Source organism: Pseudomonas promysalinigenes (assembly GCF_014269025.2).
Taxonomy (GTDB): Bacteria; Pseudomonadota; Gammaproteobacteria; order Pseudomonadales; family Pseudomonadaceae; genus Aquipseudomonas; species Aquipseudomonas promysalinigenes.
This window is the reverse complement of sequence record NZ_CP077094.1, coordinates 307,102-320,608: the sequence shown is the minus strand read 5'-3', so window position 1 is coordinate 320,608 and position 13,507 is coordinate 307,102. Positions and strand designations below refer to the sequence as shown.

Sequence of the window (13,507 nt, the reverse complement as noted above, 5' to 3'; positions counted from 1 at the left end):
CCTCACCCGAGGCGCCGGAATGTACTGAACAGGAACCAAGATATGACCTCCAACATCAGCAAAACCGACATGGACACCGCCATCGCTGCCCTGAAGAAGGAAGGCGAAGAACGCGCCGTCATGGTCGCCAATACCGTCTGCATCTTCGCCCCGGATGTACCTGCCAGCGTTGCCGAAGACGTGCTCGATGGTATGCGCTTGATGAATCTGTCGGCGAACAAAAAGTTCGACAAAGAAACCCAACAGCGCGAGTGGTACAACTTCTACAACGATGGCCTAGGCAAGTTCGGCTGGACCCTGACCGGCGCTGCCCACGTGGAGGAAGCCCTCGACAAGGACACCCACACCCTGGCCACCCTGGCCCCTGAAATCGTCACCGTGCAGATTGGCAGCACCCATCGACTGAGCCGTTGTGTGAGGCGCTCTTTCGAAGTGATCGTGCAAACGCCAAAGGCGCAGCAGTTGCTCGAAGAGAGCAGCCTGAGCGTTTCGGGCAAATCCAGCACCATTCAGATTTCGGCTTGCGAAATGACCCCGCAAGGGCTGCCGATCATGCACATGACCAGCGTTCAGCTCAGCTATGACAAGGTTGAAAAAGCTGCTGGTTCTGCCGGTCGCCTTATCGACAAGTCGAACACCCGCGTTTACCGGGCTTCCCAGCAAGGCTCGTTCAGCGTTCGCCACTTCAACGCCATGCGCGAAACCGTGAGGCTGAAGCTGGCTAGCCAGGCGTTCGACATCCTGGCACTGGACATCTGACCCGGGCCCGGCGTCGCCCTGGCGGCGTCGGGTATCCCTTCCGACATTTGCAGCGAGGGGCCAGAAGCATGCCCGCAAAACCCGCCGCGCACGCCTTGGACGACCTTCATGCCTGCCTTCGCCTGGCACAGCTGGAGGCCAACCAGACGTACGATCGCCAGCAAGACGGCCAGCGCTGGTTCAGCCGTTTCTTGCGGAGCCTGGAAGACAGCGGTGTCGAACTGGTGCAGCGGACAGCGAAGAGCCTCGACTACGTCCCCACGGACGCCGTGTTTCAAGATGTCTTCACCGGCTGGATTCCCGCCCCCCAGGCGCGCAACCTCAAGTTCCGAAGGGTTGCCAGCGACATACTCCATGGTTTGAAACAGCCAGATCTCGCCTTGTTGCGCAACACCTCGGCCAGTTCGCACATGCACATCGAATTTGACCTGGATGACGAGGGTAGCCAGATGGCAATCGTTTTTTACCTATGCTGTGCAACCGACCCTGACTCACCTCGCACGCACCTGAGACTGCATTTGCACCACCTGGGCGCGAAGCTCGATGCTCAGGCTTTCGAGGCGAGGCGATCGCAAGTTGAAAAGCGCCTGCAAGCGCTCTGCAATGTGGATCAGCTCTGATCCGGCAATTGTGGCTTGAGCGCCTGGCGCTCTTCACGTGGGCAGCGGCCAAAGCGTCGCTTGTAACGGCGGGTGAAATACGACGGCAGCTCGAAACCACACGCCACGCTGACCTGGGTAATGCTCATCTGCGTCTGACACAGCAGCTGACGTGCCTTGTCCAGACGCAAGCTCAGATAAAAACCGCTCGGCGTTTCATTCAGGTACAGCTTGAACAGGCGCTCGAGTTGTCGCCGAGTGATCATGGCTCGTGCGGCCAGATCCAATGTACTGAGCGGTGGCTCGGTATGCTTTTCCATATCGCCGATCACCTGCACCAGTTTGCGGTTGCTGATGCCATAGCGCGAGGCAATCTGCATCCGCTGGTGATCCTGGCGCGGCCGGATGCGGCCGAGCACGAATTGCTCCGACACCTGCACCGCCAATTCACTGCCATGGGATCGGGCAATCAGGTCGAGCATCAGGTCGATCGACGCGGTGCCGCCGGCGCATGTGATTCGCCGCCGGTCGATTTCGAACAGCTCTTGGGTCGCCTGCAGGCTCGGGTAGTTTTCCTTGAACGCGTCCAACGCTTCCCAGTGCAGGGTAACGCGATGGCCATCGAGCAAGCCGGCCTCGGCCAACACCACCGCTCCGGTATCTATGCCGCCGAGGATGACGCGTTCATGGTCCAGGCGACGCAGCGTTTGCTGCAGTGCCGGCCCATAGCAGGCCAACGGATCGAAGCCCGCCACGATCAGCACAATGCCACAGGGTTCGGCCGCCCCGAGCGCTGCGTCGGCGTTCACTGACATGCCATTGCTGGCCTGCACGGCACCACCGTCCAGGCTCAGCACCTGCCAACGATAACAAGGGCCATTGAAACGGTTTGCCACACGAAGAGGCTCTACGGCACTGATGAACCCCATCGCCGAAAACCCTGGCAACAACAGAAAATGGATCAGTTGCGGCATTGCATGCTCCACGGCAAAAGGTGGTCGCCTCCGTGCAAATCTTGGTCGCCAGGGTGCGATTTTCCACCCTGGGTGCAGCGTAGCGTGTTCACACGGCCCACAGAGGCCCGAACCTATAAAAAATGCCCTGCCGATGGAGAGCCACCATGCACAGCTTGATCCGCCGCAGTCTGTTGACCTTCGCACTGAGCAGCATCGCTTGTACCCCACTTTTCGCCGCTGAGCCCGCAGCCTGCAAGAACGTGCGCCTGGGCGTGGTCAACTGGACCGACGTCATTGCCACCAGCGCCATGGCCCAGGTGCTGCTCGATGGCCTGGGTTACCAGACCAAGCAGACCAGCGCCTCGCAGCAGATCATCTTCGCCGGTATCCGCGACAAGCGCCTGGACATGTTCCTGGGTTACTGGAACCCGATCATGACCCAGACCATCACCCCGTTCATCGACGCCAATCAGGTCAAGGTCCTGGAAAAACCCAGCCTGGAGGACGCCCGCGCGACCCTCGCCGTGCCGAAGTACCTGTACGACAAAGGCTTGAAGACTTTCGCCGATATTCACAAGTTCGAGAAAGAGCTGGGCGGCAAAATTTACGGTATCGAGCCAGGCTCCGGTGCCAACACCCAGATCAAGGCAATGATCGCCAAGAACCAATTCGATTTGGGCAAGTTCCAGCTGGTGGAGTCCAGCGAAGCCGGCATGCTCGCCGCCGTCGACCGGGCCGTGCGGCGCAAGGAAGCGGTGGTGTTCTTCGGTTGGACGCCACACCCGATGAACGTGAACATCGACATGGCCTACCTGGGCGATAGCCAAGGCGCCCTGGGCCCGGACGAAGGGCGCGCCACGGTCTGGACCGTTACCGCGCCGGACTACGCCGAGCGCTGCCCCAATGCCAACCGCTTGCTGGCCAACCTTAACTTCAGCGCCGAAGACGAGAGCCGCATGATGCAACCGCTGCTCGACCACAAGGACGCGCTGGAGTCGGCCCGACAGTGGCTCAAGGACCACCCCGAGGACAAAGCCCGCTGGCTGGAAGGTGTGACTACCTTCGATGGCAAGCCGGCTGCAGACAACCTCAAGCTCACCGCCAACTGATCCGGCCTCTTCGCGGGTAAACCCGCTCCCACAGCCAAAGCACATGCCAGGGCCATCACGGCCCCTGTGGAGGCGGCTTCACCCGCGAAAAGCCAAAACCGACACCACAAGGAACCGCCATGAACCACGACGTCATCATCACCTGCGCCCTCACCGGCGCCGGCGACACGGTCGCCAAAAGCCACTTGGTCCCGGTCACCCCGAAACAGATCGCAGAATCGGCCGTCGAGGCCGCCAAAGCCGGCGCCACGGTTGTTCACTGCCACGTGCGTGACCCGCAGACCGGCCGCTTCAGCCGCGACGTGAACCTCTACCGCGAGGTCATGGAACGTATCCGCGAGGCCGACGTGGACGTCATCGTCAACCTCACCGCCGGCATGGGTGGCGACCTGGAAATCGGCCCGGGTGAATCGCCAATGGAATTCGGCCCCGGCACCGACCTGATTGGCCCACTGGAGCGCCTGGCCCACGTCGAAGCCCTGCTGCCGGAAATCTGCACCCTGGACTGCGGCACGCTCAACTTCGGCGACGGCAACGCCATCTACGTCTCCACCCCCGCGCAACTGCGCGCAGGTGCCAAGCGCATCACCGAACTGGGCGTGAAAGCCGAACTGGAAATCTTCGACACCGGCCACCTGTGGTTCGCCAAACAGATGATGAAAGAAGGCCTGCTCGAAGACCCGCTGTTCCAGCTTTGCCTGGGCATCCCATGGGGCGCGCCGGCAGACACCACCACCATGAAAGCCATGGTCGACAACTTGCCTGCGAACGTGACCTGGGCCGGCTTTGGCATCGGCCGCATGCAGATGCCGATGGCGGCACAGGCCGTGTTGCTGGGCGGCAACGTGCGGGTTGGCCTGGAAGACAACCTGTACCTGGACCGTGGCGTGCTGGCCAGTAATGGCCAGCTGGTGGAACGCGCCGCCGAAATCATCACCCGCATGGGTGGCCGCGTGCTCAGCCCGGCAGAAGGCCGGGCAAAAATGAACCTCAAGCGCCGCTGATCCTTTCAGGAGTTCGTCATGCCCTTCATCACCAAGATCAAGACCTTCGCCGCCCTGGGTAGCGGCGTGATCGGCAGCGGCTGGGTCGCTCGCGCCCTGGCCCATGGCCTGGACGTTATCGCCTGGGACCCGGCACCCGGCGCAGAGCAGGCCCTGCGCAAGCGCATCGCCAACGCCTGGCCGGCGCTGGAGAAACAAGGCCTTGCGCCAGGGGCGGCGCAAGATCGCCTGACCTTCGTGGCAACCATCGAAGAATGCGTGCGCGACGCTGACTTCATACAGGAAAGCGCACCCGAGCGCCTGGACCTCAAGCTCGACCTGCACGCCAAGATCAGTGCGGCGGCCAGGCCCGACGCGATCATCGGCTCCAGCACCTCCGGGCTGCTGCCCAGCGAGTTCTATGAGTCCAGCACGCATCCAGAGCGCTGCGTGGTAGGCCACCCGTTCAACCCGGTTTACCTGCTGCCACTGGTCGAAATCGTCGGCGGCAAACGCACCGCGCCCGAAGCCATCGAAGCCGCTAAAACCATTTACACCGCACTGGGCATGCGCCCGCTGCATGTGCGCAAGGAGGTGCCAGGCTTCATCGCCGATCGCCTGCTCGAAGCGCTATGGCGCGAAGCTTTGCACTTGGTCAACGATGGTGTGGCGACAACCGGTGAAATCGACGACGCGATCCGCTTTGGCGCAGGCCTGCGCTGGTCGTTCATGGGCACGTTCCTGACCTACACCCTGGCCGGTGGCGACGCCGGCATGCGCCACTTCATGTCGCAATTTGGCCCGGCGCTGAAACTGCCGTGGACTTACCTGCCGGCGCCGGAGCTGACCGACAAATTGATAGACGACGTGGTGGACGGCACCGCTGAGCAACAGGGCGAACGCAGCATCGCCGCGCTTGAGCGTTACCGTGACGACACCCTGCTGGCGGTGCTGGACGCGGTGAAAACCAGCAAGGCCAACCACGGCATGGCTTTCGGCGACTGAGGTGCCCACGATGCCCACACTGATCACCTACCGCACCCCAATCCAGGAGGACTGGGTCGACTACAACGGGCACCTGCGTGATGCCTTCTACCTGCTGATATTCAGCTACGCCACCGACGCACTGATGGAACGCATCGGCCTGGATGCCGACAATCGCGGGCAGAGTGACCACTCGCTGTTCACCCTCGAAGCCCATATCAACTACCTGCATGAGGTAAAATTGGGTGCACACGTGTGGGTGCAAACGCAGATCATCGGTTTCGATCAAAAACGCCTGCACATTTATCACAGCCTGCACCGGGCAGGGTTCGATGAAGTGCTGGCCGGCAGTGAGCAGATGCTGTTGCATGTGGACCTGGCGGGGCCGAAGTCGGCGCCGTTCAGTGCATCCAGTTCCAGCTCATTGCAACTACTAGTGGACGAGCAACGAGAGTTGCCTACCCCTGAGTATGTAGGGCGCACGATCAAGCTGCCCGGTCGATAGGCGCAGGCAAGGCAGCATGGACGCATGCTGCCTTGCACCGATTGCACTCAGAGAGGTCGGACTTCTACCTGTTCAATCAACTTGGTCAAGTTGCCATTATTTGGGGTCAAGACCATACCTTCAGGCATTTCGAGGGGATGCGCCGATAACGTCGGCACATCAAAGTCACCTGCATAACTTGTGCTCGTATAGCTGTGATACGCCACGCTGTTACCCAAGCGCAGCGTCTTGCCTGCGGTCATGTTCTTGACCCGTGCCGACCATACTTTGCGTACCCAAGCACTGCCACACACGTCCTCGATCATCGTCGTAGCCATATTCCCCGCCGGCAGATCGAAGCTGCAACTGTCGCCCCGCATGCCAGGATTATCGAAGACCGTGACATTGATCAGTACCGGTGGATAGTAATTCTCGACGGTTTCCCTGCGTTCGTTGAAACGCCGTGCTGCGTCATGGTGGTCGACGGTACCCAGCGCTGCACCCTCCGCGCTCCGTGTGCGAACCGTCGCCACTATCAGAGCAGGAGCACGCAGGTGGGTAACCTGGCAAAAATATCAGGTGGTCGGCTGGTGCAACGTTGGAAAAAAAATAACCCCGGAAAGCCGTGAGCGTCCGGGGCCAAGAGCGAGCAACATCCACTGTGCATGAGCGAGGGTGACCAAACCCTCTGAGGCCGTGAATGCTTGCAGTGTGCTGGGTTCGCAGGTGCTGGATTTAGCCGTAAACGACCTGTTCTTAGCCAAAGCAGCCATGCCTGCATTCTGTGGTTGCGGGCATGTCGCGGGCGCCACAGAATCGGTCGTAAATCACAGCAGCACTCTTTTAGCGATAAAAAGGGACAACAGCCATGATGCATGCGGATTTGATTGACCAGGACGATCTGGCAGGCCACCTGCGCGCGCGCGGGTTCGACATTCCAGCCGGGGCCAGTGCCGAGCAGGCTTGCGAGGCGGTGATTCGTGGGCTGACCGAGCCTAACGCACGGGCGCTCAAAGGCATGGTGGAACAGATGTACACCGGCAGCGCGACCATCCTGCCTGCCGTGCGCCAGGCCATCGACAAGCAGCTGTTACCAGCGTTGGCCCAGTTCAGCCGACGCGGCTGATTATTTTCTGACTTGGCCTACTCGCGGATGACCCCGCGAGTAGGCCATTAGCGTTTCAGAGCCTTACGCTGGCGAACGTCGATTCGTTGCGCGCCTGGCTGAGGGCAGCCATCGGCCCACCGTGGGGCGACAGGGTCATGGCCTGCGGGATTGGCATCATCGCCACCTGTTGCGTGGTGTTGGAGCCCACACGCTCATCACGCGGTGGAATGCCGAAGTACTCGCGGTAGCACTTGGAGAAGTGCGGCGTAGATACAAAGCCGCACACCGACGCCACTTCGATGATCGACATCGGCGTCTGCTTGAGCAACTGCCGCGCACGGATCAGGCGCAGCTTCAGGTAATAGCGCGACGGCGAGCAGTGCAGGTACTTCTGGAACAGCCGTTCGAGCTGGCGGCGCGATACCGACACATAAACGGCCAGTTCGTCGAGGTCGATCGGCTCTTCGAGGTTGGCCTCCATCAATGCCACGATCTCCTGCAGCTTCGGCTGGTTGGTGCCGAGCATGTGCTTGAGCGGCACGCGCTGATGGTCTTGCTCGTTGCGGATGCGCTCGTAGACGAACATCTCGGAAATTGCCGCAGACAGCTCGCGGCCATGATCACGGCTGATCAGGTGCAGCATCATGTCCAGCGGCGCGGTGCCACCGGAGCTGGTGAAGCGATTGCGGTCGAGGGTGAACAGGCGGGTGCTCATATTGACCCTTGGGAAGGCCTCTTGCATCGCTGCCAGGCACTCCCAGTGCACGCTGCAATCGAAGCCGTCGAGCAGCCCGGCACAGGCCAGTGCCCAGCTGCCGGTACACACCGCACCCAGGCGGCGCGACTGGCGGGCCTGAGCCTGCAGCCAGGTAACATGTTCGCGGGTCACGGTGCGCTGAATACCCACGCCACCACAGACGATCACGGTATCGATCGGCGGTGCACTGTGCATGGCTGCATCGGGGGTGATCTGCAAGCCGTCACTGGCCCATACCTGGCCACCATCGACGGTCAGGGTGTGCCAACGATAAAGCTCGCGGCCGGACAACTGGTTGGCCATACGCAGCGGCTCGACAGCCGATGCCAGGGAAATCAGGGTGAAATTGTCCAACAGAAGAAACCCGATGGACTGGGGGGCTGTGCGGTTCTGGGTTGGGTTCCCGGAGGTGTACGACGTCATCGCGGTTTCTCCTCACACAAATGCAGAGGTGCCTCAGGCGGGCACTGATTTTCTTGTTATGACCCCGACTTCGATGCTGGGGGCTTGATAGCAAACTCAACGCAAAGGCCGTGCCTAAAGTTGAACGCGCATCCGAAAAAAACTGAAAACGACGCCTTCGTTCGGCAAATCAGGCACTTCGCTCAACTTGGCCAGCCTTCGCAAACCGGCGTGCTAGCGCCTTGCGGGTTACGGCTGAGCAATTTGGTGACAGGCCCAGCGCCGGTTGCCCAGAAACGACACTCTTTAGTGTCACCGACAATGCAGACACTGATCGCGACACCTGACGATTGGTTGAAATACAAACGCCCCAAAAAGGGGCGTCGCGCAGGGTGCAGACCACTATCGGCGCATCAGCATTCGATGGCGCTGACCGCCAGGCCACCGCGGGAGGTCTCTTTGTATTTGTCGTGCATGTCGGCACCGGTGTCGCGCATGGTGCGGATCACCTGGTCGAGGGAGATGAAGTGCTCGCCGTCGCCGCGCAGGGCCATCTGTACGGCGTTGATTGCCTTGACCGCGGCAATGGCATTGCGCTCGATGCATGGCACCTGCACCAAGCCTCCGACCGGGTCGCATGTCAGCCCGAGGTTGTGCTCCAGGGCAATTTCGGCTGCGTTTTCCACCTGCGGCGGGGTAGCACCCAGCACCTGGGCAAGGCCTGCTGCCGCCATGGCGCAAGCTGAGCCAACCTCACCCTGGCAACCGACTTCTGCCCCGGAGATCGAGGCGTTTTTCTTGCACAAGATACCCACGGCAGCTGCACCGAGGAAGAAGTCGACCACGCTCGACTCGTCCACCGCATCGCTGAAGCGCATGTAGTAATGCAGCACCGCCGGGATGATGCCGGCCGCGCCGTTGGTAGGTGCAGTGACCATGCGCCCGCCAGCGGCGTTCTCCTCGTTAACTGCCAGAGCGAACAGGTTCACCCACTCCATGGCGCTCATGGTCGAACCGATCACGTTGGGCTTGCCGATCTCCTGCAGGCTGCGGTGCAGCTTGGCAGCACGGCGGCGTACGTTGAGCCCGCCAGGTAACGTACCCTCGTATTTGAGGCCGTTGTTGACGCACTCCTGCATGGCTTCCCAAAGCTTGTGCAGACCGGCGCGGATTTCTTCCTCGCTGCGCCAGACCTTCTCGTTGGCCATCATCAATTGCGACACGCTGAGGTCGTTTTGCTTGCACAGGCGCAGCAGTTCGGCTGCGCTGTTGAAATCGTACGGCAACACCGTCTGGTCAGCGTCCAGTACGCCGCTGGCGGCCTGGGCGGCATCCACTACGAAGCCGCCCCCCACCGAATAATAGGTGTCACGGTGCAGTTCGCCCTGGGCGCCTTCGGCGATCAAGGTCATGGCATTGGGGTGGTACGGCAGGTTTTCGTCCAGCAACAGCATGTCGCGAGCCCAGACGAACTCGATGGGCAGGCGATTATCCAGCTTGAGGATATTGGTTTCGCGCAGGTCGGCAATGCGCGGGACGATCTGGGTTGGGTCAATGGCGTCTGGCCATTCGCCCATCAGCCCCATGATGGTGGCGTTGTCGGTGCCATGGCCAATACCGGTTGCCGAAAGCGAGCCGTAAAGCCGCACTTCGACCCTTTGCACCTGCTCCAGCTCGCCGCGTTCACGCAGGCCCTGAACGAACAGGGCGCCAGCACGCATGGGGCCTACGGTGTGGGAGCTGGAAGGCCCGACACCGATCTTGAACAGGTCGAACACGCTGATGGCCATTGTCGCTTCACCTCTTGCTGGGCTTGTCTCTGCGCGCCATGCGCAGGGCGGGGCAACTGCTAGGCTGAAGCTGCGAGCCGCCACGAATGCACGCATCATCGGGCTTTTGCCTACCCCCTCGCCGTCTGCAACCGACGTACTTTTGTCCAGCAGCGCCGCGGCCATTTCGGCCAGGCGCGCGCCGCTTTCAAGCGGCCAGCTGACGCAAAAATACGGCTACAGGGGTGGAAAAACTCATAAACGACATCGCCCATACTGGATGCGACCCGTTGCGTACTGGTTACGACCCCACCAGTAGGCGATTGCCCTGCGCTGGAGGATTATCGAAAGCGACTCGTATAGCACGGCCACGCAACCTGCCCTCTGCAGGCCTGGTCGACCGGACCCTGAGAACGTCCGGCGACCCACGCGAACCCGAAGACAAAATCACAGGAGTCCATCCATGAAAGGTTCACCCTCGCTGTTGTTGGTTGCGATGCTTGCTGCGCCGCTGATGGCCCAGGCCGCCGAGCCTGAGCAGTGCAAGACAGTACGTTTCTCCGATGTCGGCTGGACTGACATCACCGTCACCACCGCCACCACCAGCGCTGTGCTCGAAGCACTGGGTTACAAGACCCACACCACGATGATCTCGGTACCGGTGACCTACAAGTCATTGGCCACCGGCAAGGACCTGGACGTGTTTCTCGGCAACTGGATGCCGACCATGGAGAACGACATCAAGCCGTACCGTGACGCAGGCACGGTGGAAACCGTGCGCGCTAACCTGGAAAACGCCAAGTACACCTTGGCCGTACCCCAGGCGCTGTACGACAAGGGCCTGAAGGATTTCAGCGACATTCCCAAGTTCAAGAAGGAACTGGACGGCAAAATCTACGGCATCGAACCGGGCAACGATGGCAACCGCACCATCCAGAGCATGATCGACAAGAACGCCTGGGGCCTGAAGGATGCCGGTTTCAAGATCGTGCAATCGAGCGAGGCCGGCATGCTGACGCAAGTGGACCGCGCGCAGAAACGCGGTGAAGCGATCGTGTTCCTGGGTTGGGAACCTCACCCGATGAACACTCGCTTCAAAATGCAGTACCTGACCGGCGGGGACGAGTTCTTCGGCCCCGATTTCGGCAAGGCTACCGTGCTGACCAACACCCGCAAGGGCTATACGCAGGAATGCAGCAACGTCGGCCAACTGCTGAAGAACCTGTCGTTCGAGCTCAAGGATGAAAGCACCATGATGGGCTATGTCCTGGACGACAAGATGAAGCCCGACGCAGCCGCCAAGAAGTGGCTCAAGGATAACCCCGGCAAGCTCGATACCTGGCTTGCAGGCGTTACCACCGTGGATGGCAAACCCGGCCTTGAGGCGGCCAAGGCCAAGCTGACGCAATAACGCAAGACGCCATGGCAACACCGCGGGGCAGGACCGTGCCTGCCCCGGACTGATTTCAATCTTTGCAGGTGGAAGCTCGCTATCATGCTTATCGATCAGAAAATACCCTTGGGGCAGTACATCGCGTCGTTCGTGGAATGGCTGACCCAGAACGGCGCCTCGTACTTCGATGCCATCGCCCGAGGCCTGGAGTTCATGATCCATGGGGTCACCAGCACCCTGACCTTTTTCAACCCATTCGTGCTCATTGCCATATTCGCCGCCTTGGCGCACTTCATTCAGCGCAAATGGGCGCTAACCGCTTTTGTCGCCTTTTCGTTTCTGCTGATCCTCAACCTGGGGTACTGGCAGGAAACCATGGAAACCCTGGCCCAGGTGAGCTTCGCCACCGTGGTTTGCGTGGCCATCGGCGTGCCGCTGGGTATCGTCGCCGCGCACAAGCCAATGTTCTATACCGCCATGCGCCCGGTGCTGGACCTGATGCAGACAGTGCCGACCTTCGTCTACCTGATTCCAACCCTGACCCTGTTCGGCCTCGGCGTAGTGCCGGGGCTGATTTCGACGGTGGTGTTCGCCATCGCCGCGCCAATTCGTCTCACCTACCTGGGCATCTGTGACGTACCGCAAGAGCTGATGGACGCCGGCAAGGCGTTTGGCTGCTCACGCCGTCAGCTGCTCACCCGTATCGAACTGCCGCATGCGATGCCAAGCATCGCTGCCGGCGTTACCCAGTGCATCATGCTGTCGCTGTCGATGGTGGTGATCGCCGCCCTGGTGGGCGCCGACGGCCTGGGCAAACCTGTGGTCAACGCACTGAACACCGCCGATATCTCCCTGGGCTTCGAAGCAGGCCTGGCGATCGTGCTGCTGGCGATCATGCTCGACCGTATCTGCAAGCAACCGGAACTGCCGGTAAGGGGTGAGGCATGAGCATCATTCGATTCGAAGACGTCGACGTCATCTTCTCCAACAAGCCACGCGAAGCGCTGTCGCTTCTGGACCAAGGAAAGACCCGCGAACAGATCCTCAAGCAAACCGGCTTGGTGGTGGGCGTGGAAAAGGCCAACCTCGATATCAACAAAGGCGAGATCTGCGTACTGATGGGCCTGTCCGGTTCGGGCAAGTCGAGCCTGCTGCGCTGCATCAACGGCCTCAACACCGTCAGCCGCGGCAAGCTGTTCGTCGAGCACGAAGGCAAGCATATCGACATCGCCAACTGCACCCCGGCCGAACTTAAGATGATGCGCACCAAACGCATCGCCATGGTGTTCCAGAAGTTCGCCCTGATGCCGTGGCTGACGGTGCGCGAGAACATCAGCTTTGGCCTGGAAATGCAGGGCCGCCCCGAGAAGGAGCGGCGCAAGCTGGTCGACGAGAAGCTCGAACTGGTTGGCCTGACCCAATGGCGTAACAAGAAGCCGGACGAACTCTCCGGCGGCATGCAGCAGCGTGTGGGCCTGGCCCGGGCGCTGGCGATGGATGCCGACATCCTGCTGATGGACGAACCGTTTTCGGCCCTCGACCCGCTGATCCGCCAGGGCCTGCAAGACGAGCTGCTGGGCCTGCAGGCCAAGCTGAGCAAGACCATCGTGTTCGTCAGCCACGACCTGGACGAGGCGCTGAAACTGGGCAGCCGCATCGCCATCATGAAAGACGGGCGGATCATCCAGTACAGCAAGCCGGAAGAGATCGTACTGAACCCGGCCGATGAATACGTGCGTACCTTCGTCGCCCACACCAATCCGCTGAATGTGCTGTGCGGCCGCAGCCTGATGCGCAGCCTGGACAACTGCAAACGGGTCAACGGCTCGGTCTGCCTGGACCCAGGGATCGACTCCTGGCTGGACCTGGGTGAGGGCGGTTCGCTCAAGCGTGCGCGCCAGGGCCAGAACGGCCTGGACATGCAGAATTGGGCACCAGGGCAGGATGTGGAACTGCTGGGGCGCAGGCCCACGGTGGTGCACGCCGACATCGGCATGCGCGATGCCCTGCAGATTCGCTACCAGACTGGTAACAAGCTGGTGCTGCAGGATAACGACAAGGTGGTGGGGATTCTTGGGGATACCGAGCTTTATCACGCGTTGCTCGGCAAGACCCACGGGTGATGCAATTGGGGCCGCTTTGCGGCCCATCGCGACCTAACGGTCGCTCCTACGGGGGGCACGGGTGCTTTTGTAGGAGCGACC

Annotated in this window: 14 protein-coding genes; 10 read left to right on the top strand and 4 right to left on the bottom strand. The window is 61.0% G+C overall.

Features of this window, described 5'->3' with window-relative positions; all coding sequences use genetic code 11:
• Positions 1-42 precede the first annotated feature (42 nt).
• Both HU725_RS01490 and HU725_RS01485 read left to right on the top strand, forming a co-directional pair.
• Positions 43-759 carry a hypothetical protein gene (locus HU725_RS01490; RefSeq protein ID WP_081016646.1) on the top strand — a complete coding sequence of 239 codons (717 nt, stop codon included), beginning with the start codon at positions 43-45 and terminating at the stop codon, positions 757-759.
• 68 nt (positions 760-827) lie between these two features.
• Positions 828-1,379 (top strand): hypothetical protein, encoded by a 552-nt coding sequence (locus HU725_RS01485; protein WP_186478422.1) that lies wholly within the window; start codon positions 828-830, stop codon positions 1,377-1,379.
• Here HU725_RS01485 and HU725_RS01480 read toward each other — a convergent pair.
• Positions 1,370-2,332, bottom strand: a complete 963-nt coding sequence (locus HU725_RS01480) for a GlxA family transcriptional regulator (protein WP_060478327.1) — start codon at positions 2,330-2,332, stop codon at positions 1,370-1,372. The genes HU725_RS01485 and HU725_RS01480 overlap by 10 nt on opposite strands.
• A gap of 146 nt (positions 2,333-2,478) precedes the next feature.
• Here HU725_RS01480 and choX point away from each other — a divergent pair, with 146 nt between their 5' ends.
• The 4 genes from choX to HU725_RS01460 all read left to right on the top strand — a co-directional run bounded on the left by choX (position 2,479) and on the right by HU725_RS01460 (position 5,895).
• Positions 2,479-3,423, top strand: a complete 945-nt coding sequence (gene choX / locus HU725_RS01475) for a choline ABC transporter substrate-binding protein (protein WP_060478326.1) — start codon at positions 2,479-2,481, stop codon at positions 3,421-3,423.
• A 119-nt stretch (positions 3,424-3,542) separates the two neighbouring features.
• Positions 3,543-4,427: a 3-dehydrocarnitine:acetyl-CoA trimethylamine transferase CdhC gene (gene cdhC, locus HU725_RS01470; RefSeq protein ID WP_186478421.1), complete on the top strand. Its 885-nt coding sequence runs from the start codon at positions 3,543-3,545 to the stop codon at positions 4,425-4,427.
• Positions 4,428-4,445: 18 nt separating this feature from the next.
• Positions 4,446-5,411 (top strand): L-carnitine dehydrogenase, encoded by a 966-nt coding sequence (locus HU725_RS01465; RefSeq protein WP_186478420.1) that lies wholly within the window; start codon positions 4,446-4,448, stop codon positions 5,409-5,411.
• 10 nt (positions 5,412-5,421) lie between these two features.
• Positions 5,422-5,895, top strand: coding sequence for a thioesterase family protein (locus HU725_RS01460; RefSeq protein ID WP_186478419.1), 474 nt, complete (start codon positions 5,422-5,424; stop codon positions 5,893-5,895).
• Between the two features lie 47 nt (positions 5,896-5,942).
• Here HU725_RS01460 and HU725_RS01455 read toward each other — a convergent pair whose 3' ends face one another.
• A complete protein-coding gene (locus HU725_RS01455; protein ID WP_186478418.1) occupies positions 5,943-6,407 on the bottom strand; it encodes a hypothetical protein in 465 nt (154 codons plus the stop codon).
• 335 nt (positions 6,408-6,742) lie between these two features.
• Between HU725_RS01455 and HU725_RS01450 the strand changes: the two genes are divergently transcribed.
• Positions 6,743-7,000 carry a hypothetical protein gene (locus tag HU725_RS01450; RefSeq protein WP_186478417.1) on the top strand — a complete coding sequence of 86 codons (258 nt, stop codon included), beginning with the start codon at positions 6,743-6,745 and terminating at the stop codon, positions 6,998-7,000.
• 55 nt (positions 7,001-7,055) lie between these two features.
• Here HU725_RS01450 and gbdR read toward each other — a convergent pair whose 3' ends face one another.
• Both gbdR and HU725_RS01440 read right to left on the bottom strand, forming a co-directional pair.
• The gene (gene gbdR / locus HU725_RS01445; protein WP_060478316.1) at positions 7,056-8,162 is read right to left on the bottom strand and encodes a choline metabolism transcriptional regulator GbdR; all 1,107 of its coding nucleotides are present in this window, start codon (positions 8,160-8,162) and stop codon (positions 7,056-7,058) included.
• Positions 8,163-8,554: 392 nt separating this feature from the next.
• Entirely contained in the window at positions 8,555-9,931 is a 1,377-nt protein-coding gene (locus tag HU725_RS01440) for an L-serine ammonia-lyase (protein ID WP_060478342.1), read from the bottom strand.
• A gap of 442 nt (positions 9,932-10,373) precedes the next feature.
• Here HU725_RS01440 and HU725_RS01435 point away from each other — a divergent pair, with 442 nt between their 5' ends.
• From HU725_RS01435 to choV, 3 genes are all read left to right on the top strand, one after another.
• A complete protein-coding gene (locus HU725_RS01435; protein ID WP_060478315.1) occupies positions 10,374-11,321 on the top strand; it encodes a choline ABC transporter substrate-binding protein in 948 nt (315 codons plus the stop codon).
• 81 nt (positions 11,322-11,402) lie between these two features.
• Positions 11,403-12,251 carry a choline ABC transporter permease subunit gene (gene choW / locus HU725_RS01430; RefSeq protein ID WP_186478442.1) on the top strand — a complete coding sequence of 283 codons (849 nt, stop codon included), beginning with the start codon at positions 11,403-11,405 and terminating at the stop codon, positions 12,249-12,251.
• Complete coding sequence (choV, locus tag HU725_RS01425; protein WP_186478416.1) at positions 12,248-13,426, top strand: choline ABC transporter ATP-binding protein; 1,179 nt, start codon at positions 12,248-12,250, stop codon at positions 13,424-13,426. Before choW ends, choV begins: the two co-directional genes overlap by 4 nt.
• Positions 13,427-13,507: the final 81 nt, after the last annotated feature.